Genomic DNA, 9,245 nt, shown 5'->3' with positions numbered 1-9,245 from the left:
GGATGGGTGGATGGGTCGGTGAGAGGGATTAGCGGCCAAGGTCGTGGAGGCGGTGAATTTCAGCGGCGCATTGGGTGGTGATGGCTTCTAACCCCTCGCGAGCAGTGGAGAGGGGCGGCGCGATCGGGGAACCGATGCGAATAGTGAGGGGAGCAGGACGCGGGATAGAGGACCCTTTTTTGAAAATTTGCTGGGTGCCCCAGAGGCTGACCGGCAGCAGCGGGGCTTGAGTTTTGGCTGCAATCAGCGCTGCGCCAATTTTTGGCTCTGGAATGCGTCCATCGGGCGTACGGGTGCCCTGGAGAAAGATGCCCACGGCCCAGCCCTGCTCAAGCTGTTTCAGGGCCTCGCGAATGGCGCTGCGATCGGCACTACCTCGTTTAACCGGGTAGGCCCCGTAAAGGCGAATCGCCTGGTTCAGCACGGGCACCTTAAACAGCTCTTCCTTGGCCATATAAGAGACTGGACGGCGCACGGCGGCGGAGAGCAGCGGCGGGTCGAAGTCGCTGGCGTGGTTGGCCACCACAATTAGCGGCCCCGCTTTGGGCACTTGGTCTGCACCATAGACCCGACCCCGAAAATACAGGCCCAGCATGGGGCTCACCACCGACCACTTAAACAGGTGGTACCACAGCAAATTGACGGGAGGTTCGCGATCGCGGCTCATCTCAGGCCCATTCTGAAAGATCTCTCCAAGTCTCTCACTCCCAGGGAAGGGAATAGCGGTAATGGTCAACTCAGCTCGACAACCCCTCTACCTGTTCCAGATTGCCCACATTCACCAAAGCCAGATCGCGACAGGTGCGCTTAGTCAGCCCTGTCAGCACATTGCCTGGCCCTATCTCTACCACCGTATCGATGCCTAGTTCTGGCAAGGCCAGCGTAATTTCGCGCCAGCGTACTGAGCCTGTCATCTGCTGCACCAGGCGCTGTTTCAGCACTGCCCCATCGGTAGCGGGGGTGGGGTCGACGTTAGAGAGCACGGGCACCTGCGCGGTGGCAAAGGCCGCAGGGGCCAACACTTGCTCAAAGGTAGCGGCAGCATCGGCCATCAGCGGTGAGTGGAAGGCCCCGCTAACATTGAGCTTCACGGCGCGCTTGGCCTTTACGCTCTCCATGACATTGGTAACGGCCTCGGGAGTGCCCGAAATTACGACCTGGCCAGGGTTATTGTCATTGGCCAGCACAACGCCCGGTGTCGCCTCAATTTTGGCTGCTAGGGCGTCGGCGTCAAACCCCAGCAGGGCCGCCATCATGCCGTCAGAAGCCTGGGCCATTAGTTCTGAACGGCGCTGCACCAGGGTCAGCCCGGTAGCAAAGTCAAACACCCCAGCGGCGTAGAGCGCCACGTATTCTCCCAGGCTGTGGCCGGCTACCACGGCGGGTTGGTGCCCCTGAGCCTTAAGCAAGTCGACCAGAATGCTTTCGATGACGTACAGACAGGGCTGGGTGTAGAGCGTGCTGGAGACCTTATCGTCAGTATCCTGAACGATGTCGAGCACTGACCAGCCCAGCACCGACTCAGCTTCGGCAAAGCGTTCTTGGGCCAGGGAGACTTTAGCTAAATCTGCTCCCATGCCGATCGCCTGGGAACCCTGCCCAGGAAACACCCACGCTGCGTTTGCCATGCCAGTACCTTACTTACTCTGCAAAGCAATACTGTCTCACAAAATGTTCGCCTGAAACAGGTGCGGTCAGCGTCACTTTAGCGCGACTGTTAGCGCCACTGAATAATGACAGAACCCCAGGTGAGGCCAGCCCCAAACCCAGCGGTAGCAATGACATCGCCGGTCTGAATCTTGCCCGCCCGTACGGCTTCGTCGAGGGCGAGGGGGATGGAGGCAGCAGACGTATTGCCGTGTCGAGCCATATTGCTGACCACGCGATCGGAGGGCACGCCCAGCCGAGTGGCCACAGCATCAAGAATACGCTGGTTAGCCTGGTGCAGCACCAGCCAGTCAATATCTGCGGTGGTGAGACTGGCCCGGAAGAGAGCTTTTTCAATGACTTCGGGAACGCGGCTAACGGCGAACTTGTAGACTTCGCGCCCGTTCATAGTGATCGGCGAGAAGGTGCCCATTTGAACGTCAATGTTTTCCACCAGCGGGGCGGTTTCGGGCTGGTAGGCCAAATTGAGGCAGTGGTTGAGGGAGCCATCGCTGCACAGCTCAAAGCCCAGCAGGCGATCGCGCTCACTGGCCCGCAGCACTACGGCCCCAGCCCCATCGCCAAAAAGTACGCAGGTGGTGCGATCGTCCCAGTCGGTCCAACGAGAGAGCACGTCGGCCCCAATCACCACCACGTTCTTGAACACCCCGGTACGAATATACTGGGCCGCTGTGACCAGGGCAAACACAAACCCAGAACAAGCGGCGGTGAGGTCAAAGGCTACAGCCCGAGTAGCGCCCAAAGCCGCCTGGACCTGGCAGGCAGTGCCGAACAGGTCGTCAGGCGTCGAGGTGGCAAGCAGAATTAAATCTACCTCCTCAGCGCTCAGATCAGCCATGGACAGCGCATTTCGAGCGGCTTCAGTCGCGAGAGACGAGAGGGAATCCGTAGGCGCAGCTAAGTGCCGCTGACGAATGCCGGTGCGAGCTGCAATCCACTCGTCGGAGGTATCAACGCGCTGGCTGAGTTCATCGTTGGTGAGTTGTACGCTTAAACAGGCCGAACCACTGCCCACCAGTGACACGCCGGGCATAAACTGTTCCACGGGTTATTCTCCGTCTGCTGCGGGCATGGCCACCCGCTGGTACTGCGCCTGAATGCGGTCTTGAACGCGGTTGTCGACGGCTTCTTTAGCCAGGCGAATGGCGTTAAATACTGACGGTGCTTGGGAACTACCGTGGCTAATCACCGTAACCCCAGCCACCCCCAGCAGTAGACCGCCACCGTGTTCGGCATGGTCTACCCGCTGCTTAATGCGGCGCAGGTTGGGCTTCAGAATAGAGGCCCCAATCTTGCCGCGCACGCCCTGGGGCAGTTCTTCGCGCAAAATCTGCAGCACCGATTCACCTACAGCTTCGGCAAACTTGAGCAGCACGTTGCCCACAAAGCCGTCGCAGACGACTACATCGAACTGGCCAGAGAGAATGTCGCGCCCCTCGGCATTGCCAGCAAACGGAATATTGGGGTTTTCTTCGAGCAGCTGGTGTGCTCTGAGCGCGGCATCGTTGCCTTTGCTGGGCTCTTCGCCAATATTGATCAACCCGACGCGGGGGTGCTCAACCCCGAGCACGTAGCGCGAGTAGATGGTGCCCATCATGGCGAACTGCTCTAGATACTTGGGCCGACAGTCTACGTTGGCCCCCACATCTAAAATCAGCACCGACTTATTGGCCACCACAGTCGGAAATACCGCCCCGATCGCCGGTCGGTCAATGCCCTTGAGTCGGCCCAATCGCAGCAACGCTGCCGCCATCGCCGCCCCCGAGTGCCCTGCCGATACAACGGCATCGGCCTCGTTGCGCTTGACCAAATCCATCGCCACATTGATCGAGGCCTGGGGCTTGCGACGCAGAGCGCTGAGGGGCTCTTCGTGCATTTCAATACTGCCTTCGGCGGGCACAAGCTCAATACCCTGGATCTGATCAACATTGGCGGTTGACGCTTTAATTTGATCGATATCGCCGACCAGGGCTACATCGACATCTAGCTCGGCCTTGGCGCGAATGGCCCCTGCGACAATTTCGCCAGGGGCAAAGTCGCCCCCCATCGCGTCAATGGCAATGCGTGCCCGGTTAAAACCCATCTGCTAAATCTGTTAAAAACCTGAGCAAATTCTAGCAGACTACCCTACCGACTATTCTTCGCCGGGTTCCACTATCCGCTGAAACAGGTAGCCGGTACCTCGGGCCGTGAGGATGAGTTCGGGGTTGCTGGGGTCGTCTTCGAGCTTGGCCCGCAGGCGCGAAATATGCACATCGACCACACGGGTATCGACGTGGCGCTCGGGGGTGTAGCCCCATACTTCCTGCAAAATTTCAGAGCGGGAGAAGGGTTCACCAGAGCGGCTGACCAGCAGCTCTAGCAGGCTGAACTCCATACCGGTCAAGCGAATGCGCTCGTCGCCCTTGTATACCTGGCGCTTGTTGGTATCGATGCGGATGGTGTTGACGGAGATGACGCCAGAGCTGGGGATGCCGGTCATGCCGGTTTTATCAACCCGGCGCAGCACCGAGCGAATGCGGGCCTCTAGCTCTTTGGGTGAGAAGGGCTTGACGACGTAGTCGTCGGCCCCCAGTTCTAGGCCGGTGATGCGATCGGCCACATCGCCCAAGGCCGTGAGCATAATAATAGGGATATCGGACTCTTTGCGCAGCTCCTGGCAGACGCCGTAGCCGTCGAGCTTAGGCATCATCACATCGAGCACCACCAGGTCAGGAGCGGCATTGCGGAAGGTTTCTAGGGCTTCTTCGCCATCGGCAGCGGTGACAACGTCATAGCCAATCATAGATAGTCGAGTTTCAAGGATGCGCCGAATGCTGGCCTCATCATCGACTACGAGAATTTTTTCTTTATTGTTTTCCAAGGCTTTCAAAGCTCCCTACGTAACGTCATATTCTATAAATAATCGCAACATTTAATGATTAACTTTTGAAAGCTAATTAGTCGATTGCGCTATGTGGCCAGAGGCACCGCTGGTGAGATAGGCCCAAATGCTGCTTAAGCAGGGCCTGAAACATTTGTTTATTCTATGTGTATTGATTCATGCTGAATGCCAGGAGCACCTGTGCTTCAGGCTTTTTTAAGGTTCATTGCGGGTTGGTGGCACTGCGTTAGGCGCTGAGAGCGTCCTAATTTATTCACAGCGTAAGGAGAGTAATGGCGAAATCGCGCTCAATTTTTGTCTGCAATGAATGCGGGGCAGAGTCGCCCCAGTACTTTGGCCGCTGCCCGGTCTGCAACAGCTGGAACTCTTTAGTCGAGCAGGCTCAACCGGCCAAGGAAACCACAGCGAGGGCTTCGGCGTTAGGGCGTAGCCGTGGTGCGTCTACCGCGACTAAAGCCAGCCAGCCGCGCCTGGCCATGACCCTCAACCAAATCCAGGACCATCCGCAAGCGCGGCTGCCCTCGGGCTATGGAGAGCTAGATCGGGTACTAGGGGGCGGTATTGTGCCGGGGTCGCTGGTACTGCTGGGGGGCGACCCTGGCATTGGCAAGTCGACCTTACTCTTGCAGGTGGCCAACCAGCTGGCGGCACGACAGCGAGTGCTGTACGTCTGTGCGGAAGAGTCAGGCCAGCAGGTGAAGCTGCGGTGGCAGCGGCTGGGGCCAGTGGAGCGTGACGGGGTAGGGGGTAGGGAAAAAAAGGGAAAAGGGAAGAGGGAAAAAGGAAAGGAAGAGACAGAGCCGGAGGAGTTCGAGCCCTCTGGAATAGAGGCGGTGGACTCGCAGCTGTTTCTGCTGCCGGAGATCGATTTAGAGACCATTTTGATGGAGCTGGAGTCGCTGAAGCCCACGGTAGCGATTATCGACAGTATTCAGGCGCTGTACTACGCGGCGCTGACCTCGGCTCCGGGATCGGTGTCACAGGTGCGGGAATGTACATCGGCGCTGATGCAGCTGGCGAAACGGGCGAATATTTCGCTGTTTATTGTCGGCCACGTGACCAAGGAGGGGGCGATCGCAGGCCCGAAAGTGCTCGAGCACCTGGTGGATACGGTGCTGTACTTCGAGGGCGATCGCTTTGCCAGCCACCGCCTGCTGCGCTCGGTCAAAAACCGCTTTGGGGCTACCCACGAGCTGGGCGTGTTTGAAATGGTCGATCGCGGCCTGGCTGAAATCAGCAACCCCTCGGCCCTATTTTTGGGCAACCGCGATGAGCAGGTGCCGGGGATTGCCACCATCGTCGCCTGCGAGGGCACCCGACCCCTGGTGGTAGAGCTGCAATCGCTGGTTAGCCCCACCAGCTACAGCTCGCCCCGTCGCTCAACTACGGGCATTGAGTACAACCGGCTGCTGCAAATTCTGGCGGTGCTGGAGAAGCGGGTGGGTATTCCCCTCTCTAAGCTGGATGCCTACGTGGCGTCGTCGGGCGGGCTGGCGGTGGGCGAACCGGCGGCGGATTTGGGCGTGGCGATTTCGGTAGTGGCTAGCTTTCGCGATCGCCTCGTCGATCCAGAACTGGTGCTAATCGGCGAAGTGGGCCTGGGCGGTCAGGTGCGACCCATCTCTCAGCTGGAGCTGCGGCTAAAGGAGGCCGCCAAGCTGGGCTTTAAGCGAGCGATCGTGCCCAAGGGCCAGTCTGTCAAAGTAGACGGCCTGGAGATTGTGGCGGTGTCGCGGGTGGTCGATGCGATCGCCCACGCGCTGAAGGGGAGCGGATAGGGTTTCAGGTGCAGGGTTTTGGGTGCAGGGTTTTGGGTGCAGGGTTTTGGGTGCAGGGTTTTGGGTGCAGGGTTTCGGGTGCAGGGTTTCGGGTGCAGGGTTTGAGGCTTACCTCAAACCTGAAACCTCAAACCTGAAACCTCAAACCTCAAACCTCAAACCTCAAACCTGCGACCCTTACACCTCCACAGCATGAAAGACTAGGATAATGTAAAGAACTTGAAACATTACCCCGGAGGCGTGCCATGAACCCCACCGTCGAAATTTATACCTGGAGCAGCTGCCCCTTCTGTATTCGCGCTAAGCGCCTGCTCGATCAAAAGGGTATTGACTACACCGAATACTGCATTGATGGGGATGAAGCAGCCCGCAACGAAATGTCTAAGCGGGCCAACGGGCGGCGATCGCTGCCGCAAATTTTCATCAACGATCACCACGTGGGCGGCTGCGACGATCTGTTTGCCCTCGATGCCCAGGGCGGTGTAGAACCCCTGCTGTCGGCAACGTCTGCCAGCTAGAAGCCTCTGACTTAGTAACCCCGGTTTCTTTTGGGGAATGCGCAAGGCTGTTTCGCCGCCCCTGCAAGAAGCTAGGATTCTGTCAACTACAAAAGCCCCAGATTCCGACCAAGGAGATCTGGGGCTTGGTATAGGTGATTAACACAATGACTAGCTGTGAGTAGCGGCTTCAGCGGAGTGCTTTGCTTTGCTGCCATTGTTGTTGAGGTGGCCATTTTGATTGGCTTTGCGGGGCTGAATTAGCCCGTAGCCGCCATGGTTGCGCTCATAGATTACGTTCATTTCCTGGGTTTCTGCATTCAGAAACATGTAGAAATCGTGGTCAATGAGCACAAGCTGTTCCAGAGCTTCTGTCACGGTCATGGGGGCCATAGCGAAGTACTTGGCTCGAATGACTTCGTCGGGTAACTGAGGCTCACTGGTGCTGAGCACCTGGGTCACATCAGTCGCCGGGGCTTCGTTGAGATAAGCTTCGGTAGTTTTGCCCAGATTGCCCTGCATGCGATTGTTGCGCTTTTCTTTAAACTTGCGCAACTGGCGGCTGATTTTGTCAGCAACCAGGTCGATGCTGGCGTAGAGGCTTTCGCTGCTTTCTTGGGCTCTAACAACGGCACCGTCTACAAATAGCGTGACCTCGGCGGACTGACTGGCCCCAATTCTGGGGTTTTTAGCGACGGATAAATGAACGTCGACCTCGTTGGTGAGGTGTTTGAAGTGGCTCACCGCCTTGAGGATTTTTTGCTCTACATGCTCCCGAATCGCGTCTGTGATCTCAATATTTCTGCCATGGATTACCAGCTTCATAAAGCGGACTCCTTGATACGTCGGCCCATGGTTTCACCCTAACACCTTGTATTCTGCACAACAACGTCCGTTAGAATCCTTTGCATGGGTTGATAATTCTTGATTGCCAAACCTTGAGAAATAGAGCATTTGCGCTAATTTACGGTTGACAAGAATGGAGCAAAACGGTCGGGGATCAAGGCTATTCTGCGATGTTTATACCTTGGGGTTAGTGCCCTTTGCCGATGTTTGGATATTGCAAAAAAACTTAGTACAGAGCCATCGCGACTCGCCTCAGCCCGATCGCCTGCTGCTGGTCGAGCATCCTGGGGTATACACCCTAGGCCAGGGCTCTACGCTAGATCACCTCAAGGTACCGCCAGACGCGCTGCCCTACCCTCTGTTTCGCACTGAGCGGGGCGGTGAAGTTACCCATCACTGCCCTGGCCAGCTGGTGGGCTACCCTATTCTCAACCTCAAGCAGCACCAGAGCGACCTGCACTGGTACCTGCGCCAGCTTGAAGAAGTGCTAATTCAAACCCTGGCAGAATTTGGCGTAGCGGCAGGGCGACAGGCGGGGCTGACGGGGGTATGGGTAGGCGATCGCAAGCTGGCGGCAATCGGCATTAAGGTCAGCCGCTGGGTTACAATGCACGGCTTTGCGCTGAATGTATGCCCTGATTTGAGCGGGTTTGATGCGATCGCCCCCTGCGGCATTACCGACAAAGCCGTGGGCAGCCTAGTCCAGTTTTGCCCTGGCATCACGGTGGCTGCCGTACAGCCCGTCGTGATCGATCGCTTCGCGGCAGTCTTTGGCGTTAGCCCCGTTATCCAGCCCGCTATACAGAATGTCGCCCCACTGGGCCTTTAAACCCCTGCACAGCACAAATGCTGCATCGTCCCCAGCGCTTGAGTTCTCCCATGGGACAGGAACAGCGGCACTGAGGGCAAAGGGGCTGCTGCGCTGCGAGTTGCTGAGTCATGCTGGCCCAGCGTTGAAAGCTTGCTTGGGGTGTGTCGGGACGTTGAACCGATCGCGGTATGGATTGAGGTTCAAAACTGGGGTGCTGCCGTAGCCATTCCGGTAGTTCTGAGGGAGAAGACAGTGGTAGTCGGGTTGGTGAGGTCGCCTTTTTCTGCCGATACCAGTCGCCGCTAGAAAAGCGAATGTCGCTGAGGTTGAGATTAAGGCGATCGTTGAGCTTGGCGAGAATGCGCAGGCGCTCTAGGGTCAGCGTTTGCGCCCACATAGGGTTGACTACCGCCACATGCAGCACATCTTGATCGAGGCGCACTGGGGCAGCCTGACGGGCTACCCCTTCCCCGACCACAGCAGTCCAGTGGTTGAGCACCTGGCGAAACTGCCCCCGACTGCGCCAACGAGGCTGCTGCTCTAGCTGGTGAATAACGTTATGAATAGAGTCAAGGGGCATTTGTGACCCAAAGGAGAGGACGGCGCAGGTTCAGATTATTCTACCCGCAGACAACGTAGGCTTGGGGCTACACACAGGGGAATACCTTGCCTAAACCTATACTGAGTAGGCACTCGCAATGCTCCTAGTACTAGACGGCTGAAATATGCCCACCATTCCGAATTGCTTGGCTCCCTAGCCC

General features: G+C 57.5%; 10 protein-coding genes. 3 read left to right on the top strand and 7 right to left on the bottom strand.

Translation table 11 applies throughout. The annotated features are described in order from the left end of the window. Nucleotides 1–28: 28 nt before the first annotated feature. The 5 genes from IQ273_RS25845 to rpaB form a co-directional block, all read right to left on the bottom strand. A complete protein-coding gene (locus tag IQ273_RS25845) occupies nucleotides 29–667 on the bottom strand; it encodes a lysophospholipid acyltransferase family protein (RefSeq protein WP_194026016.1) in 639 nt (212 codons plus the stop codon). 70 nt (nucleotides 668–737) lie between these two features. Continuing rightward, nucleotides 738–1,628, bottom strand: coding sequence for an ACP S-malonyltransferase (fabD, locus tag IQ273_RS25840; protein WP_194026014.1), 891 nt, complete (start codon nucleotides 1,626–1,628; stop codon nucleotides 738–740). Nucleotides 1,629–1,717: 89 nt separating this feature from the next. Further along, nucleotides 1,718–2,701, bottom strand: coding sequence for a beta-ketoacyl-ACP synthase III (locus IQ273_RS25835; protein ID WP_194026015.1), 984 nt, complete (start codon nucleotides 2,699–2,701; stop codon nucleotides 1,718–1,720). A gap of 15 nt (nucleotides 2,702–2,716) precedes the next feature. Next, nucleotides 2,717–3,751 (bottom strand): phosphate acyltransferase PlsX, encoded by a 1,035-nt coding sequence (gene plsX, locus IQ273_RS25830; protein WP_194026013.1) that lies wholly within the window; start codon nucleotides 3,749–3,751, stop codon nucleotides 2,717–2,719. 51 nt (nucleotides 3,752–3,802) lie between these two features. Then, nucleotides 3,803–4,531 carry a response regulator transcription factor RpaB gene (gene rpaB, locus IQ273_RS25825; protein ID WP_026072530.1) on the bottom strand — a complete coding sequence of 243 codons (729 nt, stop codon included), beginning with the start codon at nucleotides 4,529–4,531 and terminating at the stop codon, nucleotides 3,803–3,805. Nucleotides 4,532–4,824: 293 nt separating this feature from the next. On the opposite strand from rpaB, the gene radA reads away from it, so the two are divergent. Together radA and grxC are read left to right on the top strand one after the other, a co-directional pair. Continuing rightward, the gene (gene radA, locus IQ273_RS25820) at nucleotides 4,825–6,330 is read left to right on the top strand and encodes a DNA repair protein RadA (protein ID WP_194026012.1); all 1,506 of its coding nucleotides are present in this window, start codon (nucleotides 4,825–4,827) and stop codon (nucleotides 6,328–6,330) included. Between the two features lie 245 nt (nucleotides 6,331–6,575). Next, nucleotides 6,576–6,848, top strand: coding sequence for a glutaredoxin 3 (gene grxC / locus IQ273_RS25815; RefSeq protein WP_194026011.1), 273 nt, complete (start codon nucleotides 6,576–6,578; stop codon nucleotides 6,846–6,848). Nucleotides 6,849–6,998: 150 nt separating this feature from the next. On the opposite strand, the gene hpf is transcribed toward grxC, so the two are convergent. Further along, a complete protein-coding gene (hpf, locus tag IQ273_RS25810) occupies nucleotides 6,999–7,652 on the bottom strand; it encodes a ribosome hibernation-promoting factor, HPF/YfiA family (protein ID WP_194026010.1) in 654 nt (217 codons plus the stop codon). Nucleotides 7,653–7,806: 154 nt separating this feature from the next. Between hpf and lipB the strand changes: the two genes are divergently transcribed. Beyond that, nucleotides 7,807–8,502, top strand: a complete 696-nt coding sequence (gene lipB / locus IQ273_RS25805) for a lipoyl(octanoyl) transferase LipB (RefSeq protein ID WP_194026009.1) — start codon at nucleotides 7,807–7,809, stop codon at nucleotides 8,500–8,502. Here the strand turns inward: lipB and IQ273_RS25800 are convergent. Next, nucleotides 8,471–9,064 carry a DciA family protein gene (locus IQ273_RS25800; protein WP_194026008.1) on the bottom strand — a complete coding sequence of 198 codons (594 nt, stop codon included), beginning with the start codon at nucleotides 9,062–9,064 and terminating at the stop codon, nucleotides 8,471–8,473. The two genes, lipB and IQ273_RS25800, sit on opposite strands and share 32 nt — an antisense overlap. Nucleotides 9,065–9,245: the final 181 nt, after the last annotated feature.

Origin of the sequence: Nodosilinea sp. LEGE 07298, from assembly GCF_015207265.1 — a bacterium.
Classification (GTDB): Bacteria; Cyanobacteriota; Cyanobacteriia; order Phormidesmidales; family Phormidesmidaceae; genus Nodosilinea.
The sequence above is the reverse complement of the archived record's forward strand: the minus strand, read 5'-3'. Positions and strand labels throughout refer to the sequence as shown.

Bases quoted from the DNA above. Each gene is read 5' to 3' on its own strand.
- IQ273_RS25835 (WP_194026015.1), bottom strand. From the start codon at position 2,701: ATGCCCGGCGTGTCACTGGTGGGCAGTGGTTCGGCCTGTTTAAGCGTA.
- plsX (WP_194026013.1), bottom strand. From the start codon at position 3,751: ATGGGTTTTAACCGGGCACGCATTGCCATTGACGCGATGGGGGGCGAC.
- lipB (WP_194026009.1), top strand. From the start codon at position 7,807: ATGGAGCAAAACGGTCGGGGATCAAGGCTATTCTGCGATGTTTATACC.
- hpf (WP_194026010.1), bottom strand. From the start codon at position 7,652: ATGAAGCTGGTAATCCATGGCAGAAATATTGAGATCACAGACGCGATT.
- radA (WP_194026012.1), top strand. From the start codon at position 4,825: ATGGCGAAATCGCGCTCAATTTTTGTCTGCAATGAATGCGGGGCAGAG.
- grxC (WP_194026011.1), top strand. From the start codon at position 6,576: ATGAACCCCACCGTCGAAATTTATACCTGGAGCAGCTGCCCCTTCTGT.
- fabD (WP_194026014.1), bottom strand. From the start codon at position 1,628: ATGGCAAACGCAGCGTGGGTGTTTCCTGGGCAGGGTTCCCAGGCGATC.
- IQ273_RS25800 (WP_194026008.1), bottom strand. From the start codon at position 9,064: ATGCCCCTTGACTCTATTCATAACGTTATTCACCAGCTAGAGCAGCAG.
- IQ273_RS25845 (WP_194026016.1), bottom strand. From the start codon at position 667: ATGAGCCGCGATCGCGAACCTCCCGTCAATTTGCTGTGGTACCACCTG.